17 protein-coding genes and 2 pseudogenes are annotated in these 25,421 nt (G+C 73.2%); 6 read left to right on the forward strand and 13 right to left on the reverse strand.

Features of this window, described 5'->3' with window-relative positions:
• Positions 1-108: 108 nt before the first annotated feature.
• The 7 genes from IE185_RS10490 to IE185_RS10520 all read right to left on the reverse strand — a co-directional run bounded on the left by IE185_RS10490 (position 109) and on the right by IE185_RS10520 (position 9,409).
• Complete coding sequence (locus IE185_RS10490) at positions 109-1,230, reverse strand: acyl-CoA dehydrogenase family protein (protein ID WP_138895917.1); 1,122 nt, start codon at positions 1,228-1,230, stop codon at positions 109-111.
• On the reverse strand, positions 1,227-2,408 hold the full coding sequence (locus tag IE185_RS10495) for an acyl-CoA dehydrogenase family protein (RefSeq protein ID WP_138895916.1): 1,182 nt from the start codon (positions 2,406-2,408) through the stop codon (positions 1,227-1,229). The genes IE185_RS10490 and IE185_RS10495 overlap by 4 nt, the downstream gene beginning before the upstream one ends.
• Positions 2,405-3,373 (reverse strand): NADPH:quinone oxidoreductase family protein, encoded by a 969-nt coding sequence (locus IE185_RS10500; RefSeq protein WP_138895915.1) that lies wholly within the window; start codon positions 3,371-3,373, stop codon positions 2,405-2,407. Before IE185_RS10500 ends, IE185_RS10495 begins: the two co-directional genes overlap by 4 nt.
• Positions 3,374-3,461: 88 nt before the next feature.
• Positions 3,462-4,046, reverse strand: coding sequence for a helix-turn-helix domain-containing protein (locus tag IE185_RS10505; RefSeq protein WP_138895914.1), 585 nt, complete (start codon positions 4,044-4,046; stop codon positions 3,462-3,464).
• Positions 4,047-4,094: 48 nt separating this feature from the next.
• Complete coding sequence (locus tag IE185_RS10510) at positions 4,095-5,129, reverse strand: hemolysin family protein (RefSeq protein ID WP_138895913.1); 1,035 nt, start codon at positions 5,127-5,129, stop codon at positions 4,095-4,097.
• Complete coding sequence (locus IE185_RS10515; RefSeq protein WP_138895912.1) at positions 5,126-6,496, reverse strand: hemolysin family protein; 1,371 nt, start codon at positions 6,494-6,496, stop codon at positions 5,126-5,128. The genes IE185_RS10510 and IE185_RS10515 overlap by 4 nt, the downstream gene beginning before the upstream one ends.
• Before the next feature lie 255 nt (positions 6,497-6,751).
• On the reverse strand, positions 6,752-9,409 hold the full coding sequence (locus IE185_RS10520; RefSeq protein ID WP_189715051.1) for a glycoside hydrolase family 84 protein: 2,658 nt from the start codon (positions 9,407-9,409) through the stop codon (positions 6,752-6,754).
• Between the two features lie 286 nt (positions 9,410-9,695).
• On the opposite strand from IE185_RS10520, the gene IE185_RS10525 reads away from it, so the two are divergent.
• Entirely contained in the window at positions 9,696-10,598 is a 903-nt protein-coding gene (locus tag IE185_RS10525; RefSeq protein ID WP_138898061.1) for an RNA polymerase sigma factor SigF, read from the forward strand.
• Between the two features lie 85 nt (positions 10,599-10,683).
• On the opposite strand, the gene IE185_RS10530 is transcribed toward IE185_RS10525, so the two are convergent.
• Entirely contained in the window at positions 10,684-11,436 is a 753-nt protein-coding gene (locus IE185_RS10530) for a PIG-L deacetylase family protein (protein WP_138898062.1), read from the reverse strand.
• A gap of 68 nt (positions 11,437-11,504) precedes the next feature.
• A pseudogene (locus tag IE185_RS33075) lies at positions 11,505-11,772 on the reverse strand (ABC transporter permease family protein); the annotation flags it as partial.
• A 72-nt stretch (positions 11,773-11,844) separates the two neighbouring features.
• Between IE185_RS33075 and IE185_RS10535 the strand changes: the two are divergent.
• Together IE185_RS10535 and IE185_RS10540 are read left to right on the forward strand one after the other, a co-directional pair.
• Positions 11,845-12,276 (forward strand): annotated as a pseudogene (locus IE185_RS10535) (alginate lyase family protein); the annotation flags it as partial.
• A 137-nt stretch (positions 12,277-12,413) separates the two neighbouring features.
• A complete protein-coding gene (locus IE185_RS10540) occupies positions 12,414-13,361 on the forward strand; it encodes an SGNH/GDSL hydrolase family protein (protein WP_189718869.1) in 948 nt (315 codons plus the stop codon).
• A gap of 37 nt (positions 13,362-13,398) precedes the next feature.
• Here IE185_RS10540 and IE185_RS10545 read toward each other — a convergent pair whose 3' ends face one another.
• Both IE185_RS10545 and IE185_RS10550 read right to left on the reverse strand, forming a co-directional pair.
• The gene (locus IE185_RS10545; protein ID WP_138899143.1) at positions 13,399-15,126 is read right to left on the reverse strand and encodes an acyl-CoA dehydrogenase family protein; all 1,728 of its coding nucleotides are present in this window, start codon (positions 15,124-15,126) and stop codon (positions 13,399-13,401) included.
• 60 nt (positions 15,127-15,186) lie between these two features.
• On the reverse strand, positions 15,187-15,744 hold the full coding sequence (locus tag IE185_RS10550; protein WP_138898871.1) for a PadR family transcriptional regulator: 558 nt from the start codon (positions 15,742-15,744) through the stop codon (positions 15,187-15,189).
• A 182-nt stretch (positions 15,745-15,926) separates the two neighbouring features.
• On the opposite strand from IE185_RS10550, the gene IE185_RS10555 reads away from it, so the two are divergent.
• Positions 15,927-18,641 (forward strand): SpoIIE family protein phosphatase, encoded by a 2,715-nt coding sequence (locus IE185_RS10555; protein ID WP_189715028.1) that lies wholly within the window; start codon positions 15,927-15,929, stop codon positions 18,639-18,641.
• A 3-nt stretch (positions 18,642-18,644) separates the two neighbouring features.
• On the opposite strand, the gene IE185_RS10560 is transcribed toward IE185_RS10555, so the two are convergent.
• Positions 18,645-20,702, reverse strand: a complete 2,058-nt coding sequence (locus IE185_RS10560; RefSeq protein WP_138894576.1) for a SpoIIE family protein phosphatase — start codon at positions 20,700-20,702, stop codon at positions 18,645-18,647.
• 170 nt (positions 20,703-20,872) lie between these two features.
• Between IE185_RS10560 and IE185_RS10565 the strand changes: the two genes are divergently transcribed.
• Both IE185_RS10565 and IE185_RS10570 read left to right on the forward strand, forming a co-directional pair.
• Complete coding sequence (locus IE185_RS10565; RefSeq protein WP_138894577.1) at positions 20,873-22,315, forward strand: acyl-CoA synthetase; 1,443 nt, start codon at positions 20,873-20,875, stop codon at positions 22,313-22,315.
• A complete protein-coding gene (locus IE185_RS10570; RefSeq protein WP_138894578.1) occupies positions 22,308-23,663 on the forward strand; it encodes a carboxyl transferase domain-containing protein in 1,356 nt (451 codons plus the stop codon). Before IE185_RS10565 ends, IE185_RS10570 begins: the two co-directional genes overlap by 8 nt.
• Before the next feature lie 15 nt (positions 23,664-23,678).
• On the opposite strand, the gene IE185_RS10575 is transcribed toward IE185_RS10570, so the two are convergent.
• Positions 23,679-25,211, reverse strand: a complete 1,533-nt coding sequence (locus IE185_RS10575) for an SDR family oxidoreductase (protein ID WP_138894579.1) — start codon at positions 25,209-25,211, stop codon at positions 23,679-23,681.
• Between the last annotated feature and the right edge of the window lie 210 nt (positions 25,212-25,421).

A 25,421-nucleotide genomic window follows, 5' to 3' on the forward strand; every position in this document is an offset into this window, starting at 1 on the left:
GCTCTCCACACCCCTAAACAAGATCAACAGTTATTGCGAACCGGTCGCAATTAAACCTCACGTAAAGGGGTGCTAGATCCACTGCCCCTTACCGGGGCAGGTCAGCGCCTATTGGGGCGCCGGCAGGCCGACGAGCTCCGCCACCGCCTGCGTGTGGCGGCCCGGCGCGCCGAAGGCGATCGCGTCGGACTTGGCGCGCTTGAGGTAGAGGTGCGCGGGGTGCTCCCAGGTCATGCCGATGCCGCCGTGCAGCTGTACGCACTCCTCGGCCGCGTGCACCGCGACCCGGGAGCAGTACGTCTGCGCGACCGCGACCGCGAGGGGCGCGTCCGGGCTGCCGGTGGCCAGGGCGTCGGCGGCGTTGCGGGCGGCGGCCCGCGCCGAGACGACTTCCAGCCACAGCTGCGCCATGCGGTGCTTGAGCGCCTGGAAGGACCCGACCGGGCGGTTGAACTGCTTGCGGTCGCGGGTGTACCGGACGGTCTCCTCCAGGCACCACTCGGCGAGCCCCAGTTGCTCCGAGGCGAGCAGTCCGGCCCCGGCGAGCAGCCCGCGCCGTACGGGAGCGTCCGCCGAGCCGGCGAGCCGGCGGCCGCGCGCCCCGTCGAGGACGACGGTGGCGAGCGGCCGGGTCAGGTCGAGCGGCGTGAGCGACTCGACGGTGACGCCGGGCGTCCCGGTCTCCACCGCGTACAGCCCGTCCTCGGCCGGTACGAGCAGCACCTTGGCGGCGGCCGCGTCCGCGACGGCGGTGACCCGTCCGCTGAGCGAGCCGTCGGCCGCCCGGACCGCGCGCGGCACGTGGGCCCCGGGGGCGGCGGACAGCGGAACGGCGAGCGCCACCACCGTACGGCCGTCCGCGAGCGCCCCGAGCAGCTCCGCGACCGCCGCGGCCTCGGGGCTCGCGGGGTTCTCGGCGTGGCAGCCCAGCAGCGTCTCGGCGGCGACGACCGCCCCGGTGAGGTACGGGGTCGGGGCGACGCTGCGTCCCAGCTCCTCCAGCACCACCGCCGCCTCGCGGTGGGTGGCGCCCTGGCCGCCGAGCTTCTCGGGCACGAGGAGCCCCGCCAGGCCCATGTCGGTGGCCAGCGAGGCCCAGAGGCCCGGGTCGTACGGGGTGTCGGACTCCGCGCGGGTCAGGACGGCCGCCGCGTCGCAGCGGGCGGCGAGGAGGGAGCGTACGGCCGCGCGCAGGTCGTCCTCGGCCTCGGAGTACAGCAGATCAGTCATCGGGCGAGGTCCTTCCAGGCGATGTCCTTGTCGCTGCGCGGCTCGGACGGGAGGCCGAGTACGCGCTCGGCGACGATGTTGAGCAGCACCTCGCTCGTACCGCCCTCGATGCTGTTGCCCTTGGAGCGCAGGTAGCGGTAGCCGGCGTCGCGGCCGGTGAAGTCGACGAGTTCGGGACGGCGCATGGTCCAGTCGTCGTACAACAGTCCTTCCTCGCCGCGCAGTTCCACCTCCAGGCCGCTGATCTCCTGGTTGAGGCGGGCGAAGGCCAGCTTCATGCCCGAGCCCTCGGGGCCGGGCTGGCCGGCGACGAGCTGCTGGCGCAGCCGTTCGCCCGCGAGGCGGGCGACCTCGGCCTCGACCCACAGGTCCAGGAGTCGCTGGTGCAGGTCGTGGGTGCGCAGTTCGGGACGTTCGCGCCAGGTCCGGGCGACCGGGCCGATCATGCCGCCCTCGCGCGGGATGCGGGAGCCGCCGATCGACACGCGTTCGTTCATGAGGGTGGTCTGGGCGACCTTCCAGCCCTCGCCGACCGGGCCGAGGCGCCGGCTGTCGGGGATGCGCACGCCGGTGAGGAAGACCTCGTTGAACTCGGCCTCGCCGGTGATCTGGCGCAGCGGCCTGACCTCGACCCCGGGGTCGGTCATGTCGCACACGAAGTAGGTGATGCCCTGGTGCTTGGGCAGGCCGGGGTCCGTACGGGCGATGAGGATCGCCCAGCGCGCCACGTGGGCGCTGGAGGTCCACACCTTCTGCCCGTCGACGACCCAGTCGTCGCCGTCGCGCACCGCGCGCGTGCCCAGCGCCGCGAGGTCGGAGCCCGCGCCGGGCTCGCTGAACAGCTGGCACCACACCTCCTCGCCGACCCACAGGGGCCGCAGCAGGCTCTGCTTCTGCTCGTCCGTCCCGAAGCGCAGGATGGTCGGCGCGGCCATACCTAGGCCGATGCCGATGCGCCGCGGGTCGTTGTCGGGCGCACCGGCCGCCGCCAGCTCGGCGTCGACGACGGCCTGCAGGGAGCGGGGCGCCCCGAGGCCGCCGAGACCCGCCGGGTAGTGCACCCAGGCGAGTCCGGCGTCGAAGCGCGCCCTGAGGAAGTCCGTGCGGTCCGTGGTGGCCGGCGGATGGGCCGCCAGCAGCTCCTGGGTCAGTGCCCGTACTTCTGCCGCGTCGGTCATCGGGCCGCCCCCTCGGGTACGACGACCACGCGGCCGGTGGTCGTGCCGTCGGCGACGCGCTGGACGGCGTCCGCCGCGTCCTTCATGGCCACGCGCTCGCTGACCAGCGGCTTGACGGCGCCTTCGGCGGCCAGCTTGGTCAGCTCCTCGTGGCAGGCGAGGATCGCGGCCGGGTCCTTGGTGTTGTAGAGGCCCCAATGGAGGCCGAGGATCGCGTAGTTCTTCACCAGGGCGTGGTTGAGTCCCGGGGAGGGGATCTCGCCGCTCGCGAAGCCGACCACGACGATGCGGCCCTCGAAGGCGACGCACTTGACCGACTTGGCGTACGCGTCGCCGCCCACCGGGTCGTAGACGACGTCCGCGCCCCGCCCGCCGGTGGCTTCCTTGACCGTGGCGACGATGTCCTCGGTACGCCGGTCGATCACCAGATCGCAGCCCAGCTCCCGCGCGACGCGGGCCTTGTCGGGGCCGCCGACGACGCCGATGACGGTGGCGCCCGCCGCCTTGCCGAGCTGTACGGCGGCGCTGCCGACGCCGCCCGCCGCCGCGTGCACCAGCAGGGTCTCCCCCGCCCGGAGGCGCGCCCGGCGGTGCAGGCCGAACCAGCCCGTCTGGTAACCGATGTGCAGGGCCGCCGCCTCGGCGTCGTCGAGCGACTCGGGCGCGGGCAGCACGGTGGCCGCGTCCACGACGACGTACTCGGCGAACCCTCCGTGCGGCAGCGCCGGGGTGGCGATCACGCGGCGGCCGTCCTGCGTCTCGCCGCAGATCTCCACGCCCGGGGTGAACGGCAGCGGGGGGCGGACCTGGTACTGGCCTCGGCACAGCAGGGCGTCGGGGAAGTTGATGTTCGCGGCGCGCACCCTCAGGAGGAGCTGCCCGTCGCCCGGCGTGGGCCTTTCGACCTCGTCGAGCCGCATCACCTCGCCGGGCTCGCCGTTCTCGTGCACTCGCCATGCCTGCATCCGAGACCCTCCACAACACCGTAGGCAGTACCACGCTCGCCCGCATACTAAGCGGTCGCTTGCCTCGATGGGAACAGTCTTGGCCACATCAGCCGGACTTCGGCCTGGCCCGCACGTGCATCCGCTCCCCCTGCGGCCCGAACAGGCTCAGGAACTCCGCGGGCGCCTCCCCCACCGGCCCGAACCAGTGGGGCACCCGCGTGTCGAACTCCACCGCCTCGCCGGGCCCGATCTCCAGATCGTGCGGGCCCAGCACCACCCGCAGCCTGCCCGACAGGACGTACAGCCACTCATAGCCCTCGTGCGTGCGGGGCTCCGGCTCCTCGCCGGACCGCCGGGAGATCACCTTGAACGCCTGCAGCCCGCCGGGCTGGCGGGTCAGCGGAAGGTACGTCTGCCCGCCCCGCTCGATCGGCTTCGTCCGCACCCGCGGATCGCCGACCGGCGGCGCGCCCACCAGTTCGTCGAGCGGCACCTGGTGGGCGCGGGCGATCGGCAGCAGCAGTTCCAGGGTCGGCCTGCGCCCGCCGGACTCCAGCCGGGAGAGGGTGCTCACCGAGATCCCCGTCGCCTCGGAGAGGGCGGCGAGCGTGGCCCCGCGCTCCTTGCGCAGCTTGCGCAGACGCGGGCCCACGCCGTTCAGTACACCGTCGAGATCCGGTTCTTCGTCCATGGGGACATTGCAGGATCGGCAAAGGTGTTTGTCAATCCCGCGCCCGGCTCAGACCGGCAGGGCGCCGCCCTTCGCCGCCGGACCGACGAGCTCCTCCAGTACGTCCTCCATGGTGACGAAGCCGATGACCGTGCCCTTGCCGCCGGTGACGGCGGCCAGGTGCGTGCCCGCGGCGCGCATGGCGGTCATGGTGTCGTCCAGCGGTGTGTCGATCTCCACGCGGATCACCGGGTGCAGCGCGGCACGCGGGAACGGCCGGGTGCGCTCGACGACACCGAGGGCGTCCTTGATGTGCAGGTAGCCCAGCACCTCGTCACCCGGACCGGTCACCGGCAGCCGGGAGAATCCCCAGGTGGCCGCCGCCCGCTCCAGCTCCTGCGGCGTGGTGGTGTGGTCGACGGTGACGATCCGGCCGAGCGGCACCATGACCTCGCCCACCGGGCGGTTGCCCAGCTCCAGGGCGTCGCGCAGCCGCTCGCCGTCGGCCGGCGCGAGCAGGCCGGCCTCGCTGGAGTCCTTGACGAGGCGGGCCAGCTCGTCGTCGGTGTAGACGGACGCCACCTCGTTCTTCGGTTCGACGCCGAGCATCCGCAGCAGGAGGTTGGCGAACGCGTTGATGCCGAAGACGACCGGCCGCAGGGCGCGGGTCAGGGCCACCAGCGCCGGCGCCAGTGCCAGCGCGGTGGGCGCCGGAGCGGCGAGCGCGATGTTCTTCGGGATCATCTCGCCGACGAGCATGTGCAGGTACGTCGCCAGCGTCAGCGCGATCACGAACGCGATCGGGTGGATCAGCGCCTCCGGTACGCCGACCGCGTGGAACGGCGGTTCCAGCAGGTGGGCGATGGCCGGTTCGGCGACCGCGCCCAGGACGAGCGAGGAGATCGTGATGCCGAGCTGGGCGGTGGCCATCACGGCGGACAGGTGCTCCAGGCCCCACAGGGCGCTCTTGGCGCGGCGGCTGCCCCGGAGGGCCTCCGGCTCGATCTGACTGCGCCGTACGGAGATGAGGGCGAACTCGGCGCCGACGAAGAACGCGTTGGTGAGCAGGGTGAGCGCGCCCACGGCGAGCTGGAAGGCGGTCATCGGACTTCCTCCGCGATCTTCACCGTGGATGCCGGTGCGGGTGCGGGAACGGGTGCCGGCGCGTGCGCGGGCCCGGTGATGCGGACCCGGTCGGCCCGGTGGTGCGCCACGTCCAGGACGGTGATCTTCCAGTCGTCCACGTCGAGCCGGTCGGCGGGTTCGGGAATGCGTTCCAGGCGGGTGGCGACGAGCCCGGCGAGCGTCTCGTACGGCCCGTCCGGAGCGGTGAAGCCGATCTCCAGGAGCTGGTCCAGGCGTACGCTGCCGTCCGCCTCCCACACCGCGCGGCCCTCGGCCGACGGGGCGCCCGCCTCCAGGCCGGGGCGCTCGTGCGGGTCGTGCTCGTCGCGCACCTCTCCGACGACCTCCTCGACGACGTCCTCGACCGTGGCGACGCCCGCCGTACCGCCGTACTCGTCGATGACCACGGCCATGGTCCGGCTGTGGCGCAACTGCTGGAGCATCCGGTCCACCGGGAGGGAGTCCGGGACCAGCAGGGGCTCGGTGGCCAGCTCGGTCACCGGCGTCCGGGCCCGCTTCGTCTCGTCCAGGGCCAGCACGTCGCGGATGTGCACGGTGCCGATCACCTCGTCCAGGGTCCCGCGGTAGACGGGGAACCGGGACAGCCCCGTGGCCAGCGTGAGGTTGGCGGCGTCGGCGGCGGTGGCGCGGGCCTCCAGGGCCTGGACGTCCACGCGCGGCGTCATGACGTTCTCGGCGGTCAGCTCGCCCAGGTGCAGGGTGCGGACGAACAGCTCGGCCGAGTCCTGCTCGATCGCGCCCTCACGCGCGGAGTGCCGCGCCAGGGCGACCAGTTCCTGCGGGGTACGGGCGGACGCCAGTTCCTCGGCGGGTTCCAGGCCGAAGCGGCGCACCACGCGGTTGGCGGTGTTGTTGAGGTGGTGGATCAGGGGCCCGAAGGCCGCCGTGAACCCGCGCTGGGGGCCGGCCACGACCTTGGCGACGGCCAGCGGACTGGAGATCGCCCAGTTCTTCGGCACGAGCTCGCCGACCACCATCAGCACCACGGTGGACACGGCCACCCCGAGCAGCGTCGCGACGGTGGACACGGCTCCGGCGGGCAGCCCCGCCGCCTCCAGGGGGCCGCGCAGCAGCACGGCCAGGGAGGGCTCGGCGAGCATGCCGATGACCAGTGAGGTCACGGTGATGCCGAGCTGGGCGCCGGAGAGCTGGAAGGTGAGGCGCTTGGCCGCCTTCAGGGCGCTCGCGGCGCCCCGCTCACCGGCCTGCGCGGCCCGCTCCAGTTCACCGCGCTCGATCGTGGTCAGCGAGAACTCGGCCGCGACGAACAACGCGCACGCCAGAGTGAGTGCGAGTGCGAGGAGCAGGAGGAGAACTTCGGTCACCGTGCCACCTCCGTCCCACTGTTCGACGGGACGGACGTGGCACGGCTCGTACTGGGAGGCTCACCCATTGCGGGACCGCAGCTCCTTCTTCGTTCAGGTGTGGTGGTTCACATGTGGCGGCAGGGTCCAGGACCCTGCCCACCCATAGTAAAGGGGGCGCAAAGCGGCTCCCGGTGACGGCGATCACAGCCGGGCGCGGCGCGGCCCCCGGGCCGATCGCCCGGGAGCCGCGCCGCGCGCCGTGGCGGAGAGCCGCTACCGCACGACGACCTCCGCGATCTGCGGCGCGGACCCGCCCTCGCTCCAGAGCAGGCGTACGGCCGACACCGCGTCACCGCCCACCGTGAACTGCCGGTAGGCGCCGGCGAGCTCGCCGACCGTACGCCAGTCGCCGTCCGTCGCGCGGACCTGCACGTCGGCGTGCGCCGTGCTGCCCTTCGGGCGCAGGACGGTCACGGACAGCACCTCGCGTGCCCCTCCGAGGTCGACCTGGAGCGCCTCGTCCGGTTCGGGGGCGCGCGCCGCGCGGTAGACGCTCGTCACGTCTCCGTCGGCCGCGGCGCGCAGGCCACTGCCCGCCGCCGGCGGTGGTCCGCCCGTCACGGACGCGTCCTTCGTCTCGACGGCGAACTCCCGCACGACGAGCCAGTTCGTCTGCCCCGCCGTGGCGCGCGCCCGTACGTACCGCGCCTCGGTGCCCGCCGGGGCCGTCGCCGTCACGACGGGCTTTCCGGAGAACGTCGCGAGCTGTTCCCAGGAAGAGCCGTCCGTCGAGTACTCCAGCACGCCCTGGCGCATGTAGTCGTTCACACTTCCCGGCTTGCCCATGGCGAGCGAGATGCGGCCGATCTCGCGCTCCTTGCGCAGGTCGACCGTCACGTGGTCGCCGGTGGCGGTGGCGCGGTTGCTCCAGAAGAACGTGCTGTCGTCGCCGTCGAGCATCCGCGCGACGGTGTTGCCCTGGTACGTGGGCAGGTTCGTGAGGCCCTTGACGGCTCCGGTGACGCCGAGCACCCGGTCGTGCTCGGCGGCCGCGTCCTCGGTGAACTTGTCCAGGACCCCCTCGCCCACGACGACCGGGATCTTGCGCCCCTCCAGGTCCGTGTACGTGAAGGACTTCGCCGCGGCGACGAGAGCGGGCAGCCGCTGCCGCTGGTCCCACGCCGCCGCGCCCTCTCCGTCGCGGGCCAGCCCGACCAGCCGCAGCGCGGCGCGCGTCGCCACGCCCCACGCCTCGGCGGCGTCGAGCCAGGGGGCGCTGTCGGTGACGAACTCCTGCTCGGCGAGCCGCTCGCGCAGGACGTCCGGCGCCTGCTGGAGCCCCTTCAGCGCACTGTCCAGCGCGGCCGCGTCCGCGGACTCCCCGGCGTCCCAGAACCGGGCGATCTCCCCGGCGAGGTCCGGCGCCTGCTGGGCGTTGATGCGGGAGCTGTAGTTGACGTCGGAGAACGTCCGCAGGGCCTTCTCGGCCCTCGCGTCGCCGTCCGCGTACAGGGAGATCGCCGTCCGCCACGAGGTGCGCGGATCGTAGACCGCGTCGTTCCACATGTAGTCGGCGACCGTCATCAGCGGGAGCTTCGAGGCGTACGCCTGGTTCATGGGGTTGGCGGTGACCCCGGAGCCGAGTTCGGCCGGCATCCCCTTCTGCCGGCCGTTGTACGGACCGAGCAGCAGCCGGTTGGTGACGTAGTCGTTCACCGGGTAGTTGTCCCAGAGCAGGATCGGGTGCGCGAAGACGTCACGCGCGGCCTTCGCCTGCGCCACCGTTATCACCGGCGCGATGACCCCGACACCGGTCCACTCGACCACCACGTCCTCGTCCAGTTGTTCGGCGAGGGCCTTCTTGTACGGCGACGGGGTGACGTTGTAGTACTCCGTCGGCACCATCTGGAGCGGGGCGGCGCCCGGATGGGTGGCGATGAAGTCCCGGTTGACCCGGTTGAGGAGGTACGCCTGGGCCGCGCCGGCGGCTGCGGCGCCCGTGCCCCACTTGTCCTGGTCGGCCTGGCAGTTCCACTTGGTGTAGCTGATGTCGTCGAGCGGTACGGCGTAGGTGCGGATGCCGAGGTCCCAGACCGTCTCGAACTTGTCGGTCAGCGCCTTGATGTCGGCCTCGGAGCTGTAGCAGACGCTCAGCCCCGGCGAGAGCGCGTAGGTGAACTCCACGTGCCGGGCGCGGGCCCGCTCGACCAGTTCCCGCATCTTCGCGAGCTGGGCCGACGGGTACGGCTCGCGCCACCGCTCGCGCAGGTACGGGTCGTCCTTGGGCGAGTACACGTAGATGTTCATCTTGTGCTCGCCGTAGAAGTCGAGCTGGTCGAGGCGGGCCGCGTGGGTCCACGGGATGCCGTAGAAGCCCTCGATGACACCGCGGATCGAGGTGGTGGGCCAGTCGCGGATCTCGGCCCCCGCCACCTTCCCACCGGGCCCCTTGCGCTCGGGCAGCAGTTGGCGCAGCGACTGGGCGGCGTAGTACGTACCGGCCGTGTCCTTGCCGGACAGGGCGATACGGCGCTCACCGACGCCCAGGACGTACCCCTCGGGGGGAAGTTGTCCGGGGCCTTCGATGCCGAGGTCGCTGAGCGCGCCGGCGGTCTGCGGGGTCTCCCCCGGGCCGCCGACGTAGACGGTCAGCCGGCCGGAGACGGGCTTCTCGCCGCGTACGACCTGGTGCGCGCCGGCGTCGAGGAGGGCCTGCTGGGTCACCTTCAGGGCGCCGGCGTCGGCTTTGGCGCCGGCGACGAGTGTCACCGTCGGGGAGACGGTGACACGGTCGTCGCGCGTACGGATGTCCTGCGGGGTCGGGGTGATGACGGGCGCTGGTCTCAGGCCCCTGCCTGCCGGCGCGTCGGCGGCCGAGCCGACGGCCGGGGCACCGAGTACGAGGGCGAGAGCGGAAGCGCAGGCGAGCATGGCGAGCGGGCGCGGGCGGAGCGTCACACGTCCTCCAGGGGTCCCGGCGAGAGCTGTGGGCAGTCGCGCATCACAACGCCACAGAATCCTCCAGGGGCCTGACAGGCTGTCAATGGCGCGCACGTCTGATCAAGACGTTTCCGCACCACGGGCACCTCCAGTCAACTTTCGGCCGGATAGCCGTACCCGTGGGAGCACTCCCGTCCGCCATTCGGCGGCGGGAGACATACAACGCGGATGTCTGGGCAGTCGGAAGGAACGGAGCGATCAGGAGAGAGGCGGGAACATGACGACAACGCCGGTGCGTGATTCGGAGGTTCCGCGGACGCGGGTCGCGACGGGCTCTCGTACCGGGGCTGCCCCCGGCACGAGCGAGCTGCCGTGGATCGAGGACGCGGGAAAGGTGGCCCCGAAGGACGCCCGCAGTCTGTCGAAGGTCTTCTTCGACCAGATCCAGGTTCTGGAGGAGGGCACTGCGGAGCACCAGTACGCCCGTAACACCCTGATCGAGATGAACCTCTCCCTGGTGCGGTTCGCGGCGGGGCGCTTCCGCAACCGCGGCAGCGGTGACATGGAGGACATCGTCCAGGTCGGCACGATCGGTCTGATCAAGGCCATCGACCGGTTCGACCTGTCCCGTGAGGTGGAGTTCGCGACGTTCGCCGTCCCCTACATCGTCGGGGAGATCAAGCGGTTCTTCCGCGACACGACCTGGGCCGTCCATGTTCCCCGCCGACTCCAGGAGCTGCGGGTCGAGCTGGCCAAGGCCAAGGAGGAACTCGGCACCGCGCTGGACCGGGATCCGACGGTCAAGGAACTCGCCGACCACCTGAAGCTCAGCGAGGACGAGATCGTGGAAGGCCTCGTGGCCTCCAACGGTTACACCGCAGGCTCCCTCGACATGCCGAGCGACCCCGGCGAGGACGGCCGCGCCGCCGCCTCGCGCACCTTCGCCGACGTGCTGGGCGAGTCCGACCCCGCCATGGAGACGGTCGAGGACCTGCACACGCTGGCGCCGCTGCTCGGCGAGCTCGACGACCGCGAGCGGCACATCATCGAGATGCGCTTCGGCCAGGAGATGACGCAGTCCGAGATCGGCGCCGAGCTGGGCATCTCGCAGATGCACGTCTCGCGCCTCCTGTCGCGCACCCTCGGCAAGCTCCGCACCGGGATGCTCTGCGAGACCTGAGCGGGCTCGCCGGCGCGGCCGGGCCGGGGCCCCGCGCCCGGTGGCCGCGTCCCCGGCCACCGAGCTCCGCGGCCTCAGCGGCTCCTCAGCGGCTGAAGACCTCGAAGGTGACAGCCGGCTTCCCGCCGAAACGCTCCGCCGACCGCTGCGCGTTCTGGCCGAGGAAGGTGCGGCAGTACGTCTCGGGGTCCTCGTCCGTCAAGGCCTCGATGTAGGCGCGGTGTTCGAGCAGCGACTGTACGGACCGCTCCATGCCCGGCGTCGCGTCCACCGCGTGCGTGGGCGTCGAGGACCCCGCCACGGCGACCCAGCGCACGCCGTCCCAGGGGGCGAGCCCCCGCGCCGCCAGCTCGGGGAAGATCCAGCGGTTCCCGGCGTCGCCCGCCGCGTCCAGGGTGGCCCGGCCGACCGCCCGGTGGTCGGGCGTGTTCCACGCCATGCCGCCCCAGGTGTCGCGGTGGTTGAGGGTGATGACCAGTTCGGGACGGTGCTTGCGGATGGCGGCCGCGATGTCCCGGCGCAGTGCGGTCCCGTACTCGATCACGCCGTCCCGGTGGTCGAGGAACTCGACCGTCGTGACCCCCACGACCGCCGCACTGGCCCGCTGCTCCCGCTCGCGCAGCGGGCCGCACGTGTCGGGCTCCAGGCCGTCGATCCCGGCCTCGCCGCGTGTGGCGAGCAGGTACGCCACTTCGCGGCCGCCGTCGGTCCATCCGGCGACGGCTCCGGCGCACCCGTACTCGAGATCGTCCGGGTGGGCCACCACGGCAAGGGCGCGCTGCCAGTCGGTGGGCATCGGCTGCAGTTGCTGGGGCTGTTGCGTCGGCTCGCTCGTCATGCGCGCAGAATAAGCGGCGAACCAATCGTTCCGGTTCCGCGCCCGAGGGACGGACGTGGCCGCCGCCGGGTGACGAGGGAGACGGCGGACACGGTGGCGATGCGCAGGCCGGCCGTCGCGGCAGGGAGCGCGAGGGGCAGTTCGACGGCGGGCAGCGGCCCGACCGTCCCGTCCCCACGCCCCGCGCCGCCTGGCGGGTCTCCTCGGCACCGCGTGCAGTCCGGCGAGCAGGTCGCGTACGAGCAGCATGAGTGAGGAGAGGACGAGCCCCGCGACGACCGGCCGGGCGGAGAGCCCGTACACCGGCAGCAGGAGCAAGACCATCGCCGCGCGCGGGTGGACTGTTCGGGGCGTCGCCTCCGCACCGCGCATGCCGCCTCACACGTGCCGTCTCCCGCAGGAGCCTGATCCGGCCTCGACACGCGGGACGAGATCGTCAGGTACTGGCAGGGCCAGACCACCTTCGTCAACGGCCTCACCCAGGAGACCTGCCGCGACTTCACCCACACCGGTTACGGCCTCTCCGCGATCGGCCACATCGCCGAGACGAGCCGCATCCAGGGCCAGGACCTCTCCCCCGAGGTGGCGGAGCGCCTGCGCCACGCCCTCGGCCTCCAGGCGAAGTACGAACTCGGCGAGGCGCCTCCGTCCTGGCTGTGCGGCGGCACGCTGCACCGGGGCCTCGGCCCCGTCACCGAGGTCGGCCTCAACGCCCTGAGCGACCGCATGGGTTACCCGATGAGCAACACACGGACGCTCACCGAGCGCGGCCGGCCGGCCGGTTCGAACGACCTGTTCGTCGCCTGGGAGACCCTCACCCACGCCGCCAACCCGAGCTGACCGCAGCGCGATGTGGCGCGTACGCCGTCTGGACCTCTGCCGCTCCCGGGTCCAGTGTGGTGCCTCGTCACCGGGGTCACCAGGGCCACCGGGGTCACTCGGCGGGAGGGGTGCGCGTGAGGTGCCGACGATTGGCGGTGTTCGCCGTGCTGGCGCTGGCCTGGGCGACCGGATGCTCGGACCCCTCGGACGCCACCACCGCCGCCGCTCCCCCGCCGAGCGTCCCAGGCCCGCGGGGCGACGCCCGGCCGGGGACGCAACCGCCCGCCCCGGCCCCGGGCACCTCGCCGAAGGAGCAGCCGCCCCGCGAGCGGGCGGGCGTGCTGTACCTCGGGGACTCGCTGGCCATGGAGAGCCGGCGGGTCCTGGCCGACCGGGTCTTCGCCGGCGGGCGGGCGACCGTGCACAGCAGGCCGTACTCCGGTACGACGCTGTGCGACTACCTGGAGGGGACGGCGCGCGACTCCCTCGTACCACCGGGGCACAAGGCTGCCGCCCTGGTCAGGTCGGAGCGGCCGCAGGTCGTCGTCCTCCAGTTCTGGGGCAACTCCTGGGCGTACACGCCCTGCATGGACGGGATCCCGCAGGGCGGCGGCGCGCGCTACTACACGCGGTACGCCGCCGACGCGAAGAAACTCACGGCGCAGATCGCGGCGGCGGCGCGCGGCGCCGGGATCCCCCGGCCGACGATCGTCTGGGTGCTGCAGGCTCCCGACGCCTTCTCGCCGGACCGGTCCCGCCGGGTCAACACCATCTACCGCGAGCAGGCGGACGCCGGGCAGGACGCCGTGGCCGACGCCGGCCGGGAGGTGAGCCCGGCGGGCGGCCGCTACACCTGGGCGCAGCGGCTGCCGTGCACCGACGCCGAGCGGGCCCGCCCCGGCGACTGCCGCGACGGGCTCGCCCCGCTGCACCGGGACGACGACCACCTGCACTTCTGCCTCGCGCCGACGACGAAGACGCCGCGCCCGTGCCCGGTGCGCTCACCGGGCATCGTGCGCTACAGCGGGGCGATCGCCGAGGCGGTCGACGCCGTGCTGCGCCGGCCGTCTCCCCCGTCGGGCGGGGCCGGCTCCGGCGGGTGACCGGTCGCCGGGCGTCCCGGTGCGCGCCCGGCCGCTGTTACGGCGCCATCTCGTACGCCCCGGCCAGCGCCTCCACGCGCTCCCAGACCCGGGCCGCGCGGGCCTCGTCGACGACCGGGCGCCGGACCGCGTCGAGCGCCCAGCGCTGCTGCTGCTCGGTGGCGGAGTCCTTGCCGTGCAGCTCGACGGCGTGTCCGGAGAAGTCGCGTACGAGGACGGAGAACAGCTCGTCGAGGACGGACTCGTCCAGATCCGTCAGGCGGGCCTGCTCCAGGATCAGCTGCCCGTGCACCACCAGGGCGAACAGCTGGCCCACGGAGAGGAGGAAGTCGAGGTCGCGGCTCTGCTCCTCGTCGGGGGCGACGGTGGCCACGAAGTCGCACAGCGCGTCGGCCTGTTCGCGGAAGCGGGCGACGTTCGCCACGGCGGCGTAGGCGTCGTAGGCGGGGCGCCAGTCGTGGAACCGTACGCTGCCCAGGCCGCGTGCCGGGCCCTGGCGGAACAGGAAGTCGTCGTCCGCCGCGTCGAGGCGCGTCGGCACGGGCGCGTACTCGGCCGGGTCCAGCAGGTGGTTGCGCATGAACTTGAGGATCAGCGCCAGGTTGACGTGGACCGTCCCCTCCAGCTTGGGCAGCCCGCGGATCTCGACGGCCGCCTGGGCGAAGTAGGTGTCCTTCTCGAACCCCTTGGCGGCGATGACGTCCCACATCAGGTCGATGACCTTCTCGCCCTCCGTGGTCACCTTCATCTTCGTCATCGGGTTGAAGAGGAGGTAGCGGCGGTCGTCGGGCCCGGCGGAGCGGAAGTAGTCGACGGCGCGGTCGCTGAACAGCTTCATGCCGACGAGCCGGACGTACGCGTCGGCCAGCTCACGGCGCACGTGCGGGAAGGCGGTGACGGGGCGGCCGTAGAGGATGCGGTTGCTCGCGTGGGTGACGGCCTCGTACATCGCGTGCTCGCAGATGCCGATGGAGGCGGTGCACAGGTTGAACTTGCCGACGTTGACGGTGTTGAGGGCCGCGTCGAAGGCGGCGCGTCCGGTGTGCAGGACGTCTTCGGGGGCGACCGGGTAGCCGTCGAGGCGGAACTCGCTGACGTACTTCGAGGAGTCGACGACGTTCTTCACCAGGTGGTACGCCGGGTGGCGGCTGTCGGCGGCGAAGAAGACGTACCCGTCCGGGCCCTCGACGTCGGTGCGGCGGCCGAAGACGGAGACGAGCCCCGCGGCGTTGCCGTTGCCGATGTAGTACTTCGAGCCGCTGGCGCGGAACCCTCCGGCACCGTCAGTGTCCGGCTCCAGCAGCATGTCGGTGGAGTAGATGTCCGCGCCGTGCGACTTCTCGGACAGTCCGAAGGCGAACACCTCGCCCTGGCCGAGGAGCTCGGCCGCGCGGGCGCGGGCGGCCGCGTTGTCGCTCTGCCAGACCGGGCCGAGACCGAGGACCGTGACCTGCCACGCGTACCAGTAGTCGAGCCCGTAGAAGCCGAATATCTCGTTGAGGGCGGCGATCCGGGCGGTGTCCCAGCGCTTGTCCCGCTGGCCCTCGGCGGCGGCGGAGGGGGTGAGGAAGGTGGCGAAGAGACCTTCCTTGGCGGAGAACGCGAGGAAGTCCGCCAGCCAGGCGCGGGAGCGGTAGTCCTCGATCAGCCTGCGCTTGCCGCGGTCCTCGAACCAGTCGACGGTGGCGCGCAGCAGCCTGCGGGTCTCCGGGTCGAAGTGCGCCGGGTCGTAGGTGCGCGGGTTGAACAGCAGCGGGTCGGCCATGGGTGTTCGCCTTTCCGGCTTGAGGGGTGGGGTGGGTGCGGGACTGCTCGCCGGCGCCGCTCAGCGGTCGGCGGCGAGCCGGTGGAGGGTGGCGAGCACGTCGTCGAGCCAGGCGAGCATCATCCGCTCGTACGCGATACCGCCGCGCAGGACGACGTGCTGGAGCTCGCGGCCCGGGTCCGGTGGCCCGGGCGACTCGGGGCCGGTGAAATCACGCCGCTCCCCTGCCAGGTAGTGCGCGAGCCGGTCGGTGTGGGCCTGGTGGTGCCGCTCGACCTCGCTGATCAGCGCGGCCGGCTCGTCGAAGGCCGCGCCGCGGATCTTCACGGCGAGGTCGTGCCGGACGCTCTCGGGTTCGATCGGCTCGTTCAGCCACCCGCGGAGCGCGGCCCGGCCGGCGGCGGCGACGGAGTACTCCTTCTTGTCCGGCCGTGCCTGCTGCGGCACTTCGCGGACGTCGACCCAGCCGTCGCTCTCCATCCGCTTGAGGACGCGGTAGATCTGCTGGTGGGTGGCGTTCCAGAAGTACCCGATGGACCGCTCGAACCGCCGGGCCAGCTCGTAGCCGGAGCCCGGCTTCTCCAGCAGGGAGACGAGAATCGCGTGTTCGAGCGCCATGCCCCGATCCTTCTATGCAACTCGTTGCATAGACAAGCGGCACGGCCCGGGTGAGACACGGCTCACCCGCCGCGCGAGCGCCTCGGCGTACCCCCGCGTCCGCGCACTGCCTGGTTGCCGGAGCGACGCGGGGGTACAAATGAGACTGTGGTCGATCGTTTCACCTCGTGCCGGGCGGGTCGGTGCGGTCACTGACCAGGAAGCGCCCGCGAAGCGTCGCCGGGCAGGTCTTCGTCCTCCAGGTGGCGGTCGTGCTGCTGCTCGCCGCCGGTGCCGTGCTGGCCCTCGTGCTCCAGTCGCGCCACGACGGCGAACGTGAGGCCCGCAACCGGTCGGTCGCGGTCGCCGAGACGTTCGGCCGCTCGCTCGGACTCCAGGAGGCGCTGAAGGCCCCGGACCCGTCCGAGATCCTTCAGCCGCTCACGGAGGAGACGCGTAAACGGGCGGGCGTCGACTTCATCGTGGTGATGGACACCCGCGGAATCCGCTACACGCACCCCCAGCCCGACCGGATCGGCGAACGGTTCGTCGGCACGATCGAACCGTCCCTGGCCGGCCGGGTGCACACCGAGAGCGTGGAAGGGCCGCTCGGCCAGGAGATCCAGGCCGTCGTCCCGGTGACCTCCGCCGACGGCGAGGTCGTCGCGCTGGTCTCGGCAGGTCTCACCGTGCAGAACGTCAGCGGCGTGGTCGAGCGGCAGCTCCCGGTCATCCTCGGCGTCAGCGCGGCCGCCCTGGCCGTGGCCACCGCCGGCACGGCACTGGTCGCCAGGCGGCTGCGGCGGCAGACCCACGGGCTCGGCACCCTCGAAATGACCCGTATGTACGAACACCACGACGCGGTCCTGCACGCGGTCCGGGAGGGCGTCCTGATCACCGACGGCGACGGCCGCCTGCTGCTCGCCAACGACGAGGCGAAACGGCTGCTCGGCCTTCCGCCCGACGCGGAGGGACGGCACGTCGGGCAGCTCCCCCACCTCGACCAGCAGATGGCCGGCCTCCTGCTGTCGGGCCGGGAGGCCACGGACGAGGTCCTCTCGGCCGGGGACCGGCTGCTGGTGGTGAACCAGCGCCCGACCAAGCCCCACGGCCAGCCGGAGGGGTCCGCGGTCACCATCCGCGACTCCACCGAGATGCGCGTCCTCACGGGCCGGGCCGACGCGGCGCGCCGTCGCCTGCAACTGCTGTACGACGCGGGGATCGGCATCGGCACCACGCTCGACGTGCGGCGGACGGCCGAGGAGCTCGCGGACGTCGCCGTACCCCGGTTCGCGGACTTCGTGACCGTCGATCTGGCGGACCAGGTGCTGCACGGCGACGAGCCGACGGGCACGGGCGCGGACCTGCGGCGTACGGCGGTCGGCGGCATCCGCGACGACCAGCCCCTCTATCCGCGCGGCAAGCTGATCGACTTCCTCCCGTCCACTCCGCAGGCCCGCGGGCTCGGCAGCGGCCAGGCCGAGCTGGTGCCGGACCTGTCCGACGCACCGGGGTGGTACGCCCAGGACCCGCCGGTGGCGCAGAGCATCATCGACTACGGGATCCACTCCCTGATCACGGCGCCCCTCAAGGCGCGGGGCGTCGTCCTCGGACTGGTCAACTTCTGGCGCATGGAGAAGCAGGAACCCTTCGACGACGACGATCTGTCCCTGGCCGAGGAGCTGGTCGCGCGGGCCGCCGTGAGCATCGACAACGCCCGCCGCTACACCCGCGAGCACACCGTCGCCGTAGCGCTCCAGCGCAGCCTGCTGCCGCGCGGCCTGCCCGAGCACAGCGCCGTCGAGGTGGCGCACTACTACCTGCCCGCGCAGTCCGGGGTAGGCGGCGACTGGTTCGACGTGATCCCGCTGTCGGGCAGCCGCGTCGCTCTCGTCGTCGGCGACGTGGTCGGCCACGGACTGCACGCCGCGGCCACCATGGGGCGGCTGCGCACGGCGGTCCACAACTTCTCGTCCCTCGACCTGCCGCCCGACGAACTGCTGTCCCGGCTCGACGACCTCGTGCAGCGCATCGACCACAACGGCGAGGACGGCGCGGACGCCGACGACGACGGCATGCTGGGCGCCACCTGTCTGTACGCCGTGTACGACCCGGTGTCCCGGCGGTGCGTCATGGCACGGGCGGGTCACCCACCGCCGCTGGTGGTCCGTCCCGACGGGCCGGTGGAGATCGTCCAGCTGCCGACCGGGCCGCCGCTGGGGCTGGGCGGGATGCCGTTCGAGACCGCCGAGCTGGTTCTGACCGAGGGCAGCCAGCTCGTGCTCTACACCGACGGTCTGATCGAGGACCGCACCCGTGACATCGACGAGGGCCTGGAGCTGCTGCGCTCGGCCCTGAGCGACCATCCGGACCGGCACCCGGAGGAGAGCTGCCGGGCGATCCTCGACGTCCTGCTGCCGGCCCGTGCGCGGGACGACGTGGCTCTGCTCGTCGCCCGTACCCGGACACTCGGCCCGGACCGCGTCGCCGAATGGGACGTGCCGTTCGAACCGAGCGCGGTCGCCGCGATGCGGGCCGTCGCCGCGAAGAAGCTGGACGAATGGGATCTGTCGGCTCTCGCGTTCGGTACGGAGCTGATCCTCAGCGAGCTGATCACCAACGCCATCCGCTACGGCTCCGCCCCGGTGCGGATGCGGCTGCTGCGTGACCGCACCCTGACCTGCGAGGTGTCCGACGCGAGCAGCACCTCACCGCATCTGCGCTACGCCGCCACCACGGACGAGGGAGGGCGGGGACTGTTCCTGGTGGCGCAGCTCAGCCAGCGGTGGGGCACCCGGTACACGTCGGGGGGCAAGGTCATCTGGGCCGAGCAGGCGCTGCCGGGCGACTCGGGAGAGCCGGAGCAGGAACTCCTCGGGTTCTTCGACATCGACGAGATCGACATCGACACCGTCTGAGGCTCAGGTCCCCCGGGTGCGCGCCAGGAGCACCGCCACGTCGTCCAGCGCCGGGCGGGGAAGCAACTGTTCGAGGACGCTGTCGCACAGCTCCTCCAGCGGCCGGTCCCGGCGCGCGAGTGCCTGCGCGAGCTTGCCCATGCCCTCGTCGAGGTCCCGGTCACGCGCCTCGATGAGACCGTCGGTGTACAGCACCAGCAGGCTGCCCGGCGGCAGCGCCACCCGCTGGGTCCGAAAGTCCCGTCCGCCGGTCCCCAGCGGCACGCCCGGCGAGCCGCCGAGGAACGCGAGGTCCCCGCCGGTCCGCGCCACCGCCGGCGGAGGGTGGCCCGCCCTGGCGATCACGCACTCCCCGGCCACCGGGTCGTGGACGGCGTACACGCAGGTCGCCATCTCGTCCTCCCCCACGTCGGCCACGACGGCGTCGAGGGAGCGGAGCATCTCGGCGGGGGCGATGCCGTGCCGGGCGAGGGTGCGCACGGCCGTGCGCAGCTGCCCCATGACGGCCGCCGCGTGGATCCCGTGGCCCATCACGTCCCCGATCACCAGGCCGGTCCTCCCGTCCGGCAGCGCGATGACGTCGAACCAGTCGCCGCCGACGGCGTGGTCGCTGGCGGGCAGGTAGCGCCCGGTGAGTTCGAGGCCGGTCACGTCGGGCAGCGCGCTGTTCGTCAGGCTCCGCCGCAGTGTGAGGGCCGCCGCCCGCTGGCTGGTGTACATGCGCGCGTTGTCGATGTTCAGCGCGGCGCGCCCGACCAGCTCGTCGAGGAGGACACAGTCCTGCTCGTCGAACGGGTCGCGGCTGCGGACGCGCGTGACGACGACCGCGCCGCGCACCCTGCCGCGGGCGACGAGGGGAATCAGCCGCGCGGAGCCGAGGGTCATGAGGTACGCGCGCAGGCTGTCGGCCCGGGGGTCGGTGATCAGCGCCGGGACGTCGGACTGGTACAGGTTCATCGGCCGCCCGTCGGCGATGACGCGCTCGTACAGCGAGCCGAGCGGAATCCGGGAGGTCGTGCCGGGCACCAGGGTCGCCGTGGGTGCGGACGGGTCGGGGAAGGCCGCCGCCATCCGCCGCACCATGCCGCGGGTCGACGCGGCGGCCTCGTCCGGTTCGAGGACCTCTTCCAGCAGTTGTACGTCGGCCGAGTCGGCGAACCGGGGCACGAGCAGCTGCACGATCTCCTCGGCGGTCTGCCGCAGGTCCAGCGTGGTGCCGACCCGGGTGCCGGCCTCGGCGAGCAGGGCGAAGCGGTGCCGGGCCCGTTCGGCCTCGATCTGCGCCTGCTGGCCCTCGGTGATGTCGATCAGGGAGGCGATCAGCCCCAGCCGGCGGCCGGCGTTGTCGAGCAGCGGGGCGTACGAACAGGACCAGGTCCGTTCGCGGTCGGGGTCGGCGGGGGTACGGCCGGTCCTGCGGGCGTCGACGACGGGGGTGCCCCGGTCCAGGACCTGCCGCATCATCGACTCCAGCGCCGTGGCGTTGACGCCGGGCACGACCTCGGTGAGCCGCTTGCCCAGGTGCTCGTCGGCACGGACGCCGTTCATCCGGGCGAGGGCGTCGTTGACCCGCAGGAACCGCAGGTCCGGGCCGAGCGTGGCCAGGCCGATGGGCGACTGGGTGAAGAGGCTCTCCAGGGCCGCCAGGGAGTCCCGCATGTGCAGGACCTCGGAGGTCTCGACGGCGATCAGCAGGGTGCCGGGCCGTCCCCGGGGGTCGGCTGCGGGGACGATCCACATCTCCATCGTCACGTCGTGACCGTCGCGATGGCGCACCGGCAGGGTCCCGACGACGGTCTCACCCGCCTGCACGCGCCGCGTCAGCCGATCGGCCAGTGCCCGGTTGGCGTCGGGCACCAGCAGGGCCGCGGCGGACCGGCCCAGGACGTCCTCGGGCTGGTGGCCGAGCAGGTCCCGCGCGGCGAGCGACCACTCGACGATCCGCCCGTCCATGTCCTCGCGCCACAGGGCGATCGGCAGCAGCTCACGGAGCACGCCCGCGTACCCGACAACCCCCGGGGGCTGTCCCGGTGTGTCGCCCGACGACTGGTTTGTGTCCAACGCATCGACCTAACCCCGGGAGGGCGCATTTCTCCTGAAACACCTTATCCGAGGCATCGGCGCGGGGCCCTTCGCCGCCCTGCGGTCGCCGGTTTTCGACCCGCGGCCCCGGCACCCGGTTATCGTCGGTCGCCTGGTTCCCGGCTGCCGCACAGCAAGGAGTACGACGCGTGTCCTCTCTCTTTCCGGCCCTGGCCGCAGGCTCGAACCGGCAGGCGCTGCGTTTCGGCGACCGGTCGCTGACCCACGCCGAGCTGGCGGCGGCCGCCGGCGTGACGGCCGGCCGGCTCCGGGGGGCGGAGCGGGTCGCGGTCTGGGCCACGGCGACGCTGGAGACCGCCGTCGGCGTGGTCGGCGCGCTCCTCGCCGGTGTGCCGGCCGTCCCTCTCAACCCGAGGACCGGTGCGCGCGAGCTGGAGCACATCGTCGCGGACAGCGCGCCGTCCCGGGTGCTGGCCGCCCCGGGGGACCGGCTCCCGCCGGTCCTCGACGCGCTGGAGCGCGTCGACGTCGACGTACGCGCGACGGGCGTCGCGCCGCTTCCCCCGGAGCCGCCCGCCGGGGCCCCCGCACTCGTCGTCTACACCTCCGGCACCACCGGGCCCCCGAAGGGCGCCGTCCTGCCCCGCCGGGCGATCACCGCCACCCTCGACGCGCTCGCCGACGCCTGGGAGTGGACCGGGGACGACGTACTGGTCCACGCCCTGCCCCTGTTCCACGTGCACGGCCTGATCCTGGGCATCCTCGGGCCGCTGCGGCGCGGCGGCGCCGTTCACCACCTCGGCCGGTTCGCGACGGACGCCCTGGCCCGTGAACTGGCCGCCCACGGCACCATGTTCTTCGGCGTCCCGACGATGTACCACCGCATCGCCGAAGCGCTGCCGGGCGACCCGGCGCTCGCCGAGGCACTGTCCGGCGCGCGCCTGCTGGTCTCCGGGTCGGCCGCGCTGCCCGTGCACGACCACGAGCGGATCGCCGCCGCGACCGGACGGCGCGTCGTCGAGCGGTACGGCATGACGGAGACCCTGATGAACACGAGCGTCCGCGTCGACGGCGAGCCCAGGCCCGGCACGGTCGGCGTGCCGCTCGACGGAGTGGAGTTGCGGCTCGTCGAGGAGTCGGGCGAGGAGATCACGGCGTACGACGGCGAGAGCGTCGGCGAGATCCAGGTGCGGGGGCCGAACCTGTTCACCGCGTACCTGAACCGGCCGGACGCGACCGCCGCGGCCTTCGACGGCGACTGGTTCCGGACCGGCGACATGGCGACACGGGACCCGGACGGTTATGTGCGCATCGTCGGCCGCAAGGCCACCGACCTCATCAAGAGCGGCGGCTACAAGATCGGCGCCGGGGAGATCGAGAACGCCCTCCTCGACCATCCGGGCGTGCGGGAGGCGGCGGTCACCGGGGAGCCGGACCCGGATCTCGGGGAGCGGATCGTCGCCTGGATCGTCCCTTCGGACATGCGGAACCCGCCGACCGCCGACGCGTTGGCCGGGCACGTGGCGAGCCAGCTGGCCCCGCACAAGCGGCCCCGCGAGGTCCGCCTGCTGGACACGCTGCCGCGCAACGACATGGGGAAGATCGTGAAGCGGGCGCTGCGGCATGGCTGACACCTGGACGGCCCGCGAGGCGATCGCCGCGGTCGTGGACGGGGCCGGCTTCGCCGAACTGGCCGACGCCCCGGGCCCGGAGCGGTCCACGGGCGTCGACGGCCCGATCGGGTGGCCGGGGTACGGACAGTCCCTGGCCCGCGCCGGGGAACGCACCGGCGAGCGGGAGTCGGTCGTCTGCGGAACCGGCTCGATCGGCGGCACGGAAGCGGTCGTCGTGTCCTTCGAGTTCGGGTTCCTCGGCGGTTCGCTCGGCGCACGCACGGGCGAGCGCCTGGAGGCCGCGTACACCGCGGCCCGCGAGCGGCGTCTTCCGCTGGTCTCCCTGATCGCCACCGGTGGCAGCCGGATGCAGGAGGGTATGCGGGCCCTGGCCCAACTCCAGCGCGTGGCGCGCCAGTCCGCGCTGCTGCGCGCGTCCGGGGCGCCGCAGGTCGCCGTCCTGCGCGATCCCACCACCGGAGGCGGATGGGCGACGCTCGGCGCCGGCGCGGACGTGATCCTGGCCCTGCCCGGCGCGCAGGTCGGCTTCGCCGGGTCGCGGGTCCGGCCGCCGGGCGCCGACCCGGCGGCGTACACCGCCGAGGGGCAGCTCGCCTCCGGGCAGATCGACGCGGTCGTACGCCGTGAGGACCTGCGGGACGCCCTGGCGCGGTGGCTGCGCCACCTGGGCGCGCCCCCCTGGGAGGGGCCGCCCGAGCCTCCCGGCCCGCTCCGCGCGCACCCGAAGGGGGAGCCGCCCGCCCGCACCGGCTGGGAGGCGGTCGCCCGGGCCCGCTCCGCGCGACGGCCGCGCGCCGACGCGTACCTCGCCGCGTACTTCGACCGGGTGCAGGAGATCAGCGGGGACCGGTGCGGGGGCACCGACCCGGGCATGCGCTGCGGATTCGGGCTGCGGCAGGGCCGGGCCGTCGCGTACGCCGCCCAGTGCGGCACCGCGACGCTCCCCGCCGGCTTCCGCACCGCCGCCCGCCTGGTCCGCCTCGCCGACCGGCTGGGCATTCCGGTGCTCACCCTCGTCGACACCCCGGGCGCGGCGAACGACGCCGAGGCGGAACGGGCGGGCGCGGGCGCCGCCATCGCGGAGCTGTTCGGGGCGATGGCCACCGCGCGCGTACCGCTCACCACCCTCCTCATCGGCGAGGGCGGGTCGGGCGGCGCTCTCGCGCTGGCCGCGCCCGGCAACCTCTGGGCCGCTCCCGACAGCTACTTCTCGGTCATCGCCCCGGAGGCGGCCGCCGCCATCCTCAAGCGCACCCCCGAGCAGGTGCCGGAGACCGCCGACCTGCTGCGGCTGCGCCCCCACGATCTGGTGGACCTGGGCATCGCCCGCGGGGTGGTGGGCTGAGCGGGTGCGGTGCCCTCACCGCGCGGTCTCCTCTTCGGCGGCCCGCCCCCTGTCCGGCCCGCCGGCGGCGGCGAGGGCGATGTTGCGGGCCATGCCTCCGAAGACGACGGCGTGGAACGGCGAGACGCTCCACCAGTACGCGTGCCCGAGCAGGCCGTGGGGATGGAACAGGGCCCGCTGCCGGTAGCGGGTGCGTCCGGCCTCGTCCTGCTCGGCGTACATCTCCAGCCAGGCCAGGCCCGGCAGCCGCATCTCCGCCCGCAGCCGGAGCAGCCGGCCGCGGTCGATCTCCTCCACCCGCCAGAAGTCGAGCGAGTCGCCCACCCGCAGCCGGTGGGCGTCGCGGCGGCCGCGCCTGAGCCCCACACCGCCGACCAGGCGGTCCGCCCAGCCGCGCACGGCCCACGCGAGGGGGAACGAATACCAGCCGTTCTCGCCGCCGACCCCCTCGATCACCGTCCACAGGGCCTGCGGGGTGGCGTCGACGGTCCGCTCCCGCCGGTCGGTATAGAGGCTGCCGCCGGCCCAGTCCGGGTCGGTGGGCAGCGGGTCGCTGGGCGCGCCGGGCACCGACGCGGAGGACCAGCGGGTGGTGACCCGGGTCTCGCGCACCCGCTGGAGCGCCAGGACGAGTGCCTTGTCGACACCGATCGGGGAGCCGGGCGGGTCGGGGACGTACGCGGCGATGTCGTGCTCGTCGCAGACGACCTCGTGGCGCAGCGACTCGGCCAGCGGGCGGGCGATCTGCCGGGGCACCGGAGTGACCAGACCGACCCAGTGGCTGGACAGTCCGGGCGTCAGGACGGGCACCGGGACGATGAGCCGCCGGGGCAGCCCGGCGGCGGCGGCGTACCTGCGCATCATGTCGCGGTACGTGACGACGTCCGCGCCGCCGATGTCGAACGCGCGGTTCACCTCGTCGGGCATGAGCGCGCTGCCGACGAGGTAGCGCAGGACGTCCCGGACGGCGATGGGCTGGATGCGGGTGCGCACCCAGCTGGGTGTGACCATGACCGGCAGGCGTTCCGTGAGGTACCGGAGCATCTCGAAGGAGGCGGAACCGGAGCCGATGATGACCGCCGCGCGCAGTACGGTCGTCGGGACGCCCGAGCGCAGCAGGATCGCGCCCACTTCGGCGCGCGAGCGCAGATGGGGCGACAGCTCAGGTGCCGGCACGTTGCGGGGGGTCAGCCCGCCGAGGTAGACGACGCGGCGGACGCCGGCGGCGCGGGCCTGCTCCCCGAAGATCTCGGCGGCGCGGCGGTCGGTCCGCTCGAAGCCGGCGCCGGTGCCGAGGGCGTGCACCAGGTAGTACGCGACGTCGATGTCCCGCATCGATGCGCGGACCGACTCCTCGTCGGCGACGTCGCCGCGCACCACCTCGACGCGGTCGGCCCAGGGGTGGTCGCGCAGTTTCTGCGGCGTACGGGCCAGACAGCGCACCTGGTGCCCGGCGTCCAGCAGTTCGGGGACGAGCCGGCCACCGATGTATCCGGTGGCGCCGGTGACCAGGCACCGCAGGTGCGGCGATCCGTCTCTGTGCGTCATGGGTGCGCCTCCGTCGTGACCGGCGGCCGCTGCCCGGCGCCGCCGGTTCGCCGCCGTTCCCGCCGCTCTCCCCCACTCAACCTCTTCCCCGCGGGGACGGCACACCGACGCGGCCGGCGGGTCTTTGGGGCCGATCGGGTGGCGGGGCGAAGAACGGGCGGCGCCGTCCGGCCCGCGCCGCGTCCGGCGGGACCGGCCTCGGTTTCGGCC

Origin of the sequence: Streptomyces chryseus (assembly GCF_014650755.1) — a bacterium.
Taxonomy (GTDB): domain Bacteria; phylum Actinomycetota; class Actinomycetes; order Streptomycetales; family Streptomycetaceae; genus Streptomyces; species Streptomyces chryseus.

What these genes read in the sequence shown, in the direction of transcription:
- IE185_RS10545 (WP_138899143.1), bottom strand. Translation starts at nt 15,126, where the DNA reads ATGGCCGACCCGCTGCTGTTCAACCCGCGCACCTACGACCCGGCGCAC.
- IE185_RS10575 (WP_138894579.1), bottom strand. Translation starts at nt 25,211, where the DNA reads ATGACGCACAGAGACGGATCGCCGCACCTGCGGTGCCTGGTCACCGGC.
- IE185_RS10510 (WP_138895913.1), bottom strand. Translation starts at nt 5,129, where the DNA reads ATGACCGCCTTCCAGCTCGCCGTGGGCGCGCTCACCCTGCTCACCAAC.
- IE185_RS10495 (WP_138895916.1), bottom strand. Translation starts at nt 2,408, where the DNA reads ATGACCGACGCGGCAGAAGTACGGGCACTGACCCAGGAGCTGCTGGCG.
- IE185_RS10570 (WP_138894578.1), top strand. Translation starts at nt 22,308, where the DNA reads ATGGCTGACACCTGGACGGCCCGCGAGGCGATCGCCGCGGTCGTGGAC.
- IE185_RS10520 (WP_189715051.1), bottom strand. Translation starts at nt 9,409, where the DNA reads ATGCTCGCCTGCGCTTCCGCTCTCGCCCTCGTACTCGGTGCCCCGGCC.
- IE185_RS10525 (WP_138898061.1), top strand. Translation starts at nt 9,696, where the DNA reads ATGACGACAACGCCGGTGCGTGATTCGGAGGTTCCGCGGACGCGGGTC.
- IE185_RS10500 (WP_138895915.1), bottom strand. Translation starts at nt 3,373, where the DNA reads ATGCAGGCATGGCGAGTGCACGAGAACGGCGAGCCCGGCGAGGTGATG.
- IE185_RS10505 (WP_138895914.1), bottom strand. Translation starts at nt 4,046, where the DNA reads ATGGACGAAGAACCGGATCTCGACGGTGTACTGAACGGCGTGGGCCCG.
- IE185_RS10530 (WP_138898062.1), bottom strand. Translation starts at nt 11,436, where the DNA reads ATGACGAGCGAGCCGACGCAACAGCCCCAGCAACTGCAGCCGATGCCC.
- IE185_RS10490 (WP_138895917.1), bottom strand. Translation starts at nt 1,230, where the DNA reads ATGACTGATCTGCTGTACTCCGAGGCCGAGGACGACCTGCGCGCGGCC.
- IE185_RS10550 (WP_138898871.1), bottom strand. Translation starts at nt 15,744, where the DNA reads ATGGCGCTCGAACACGCGATTCTCGTCTCCCTGCTGGAGAAGCCGGGC.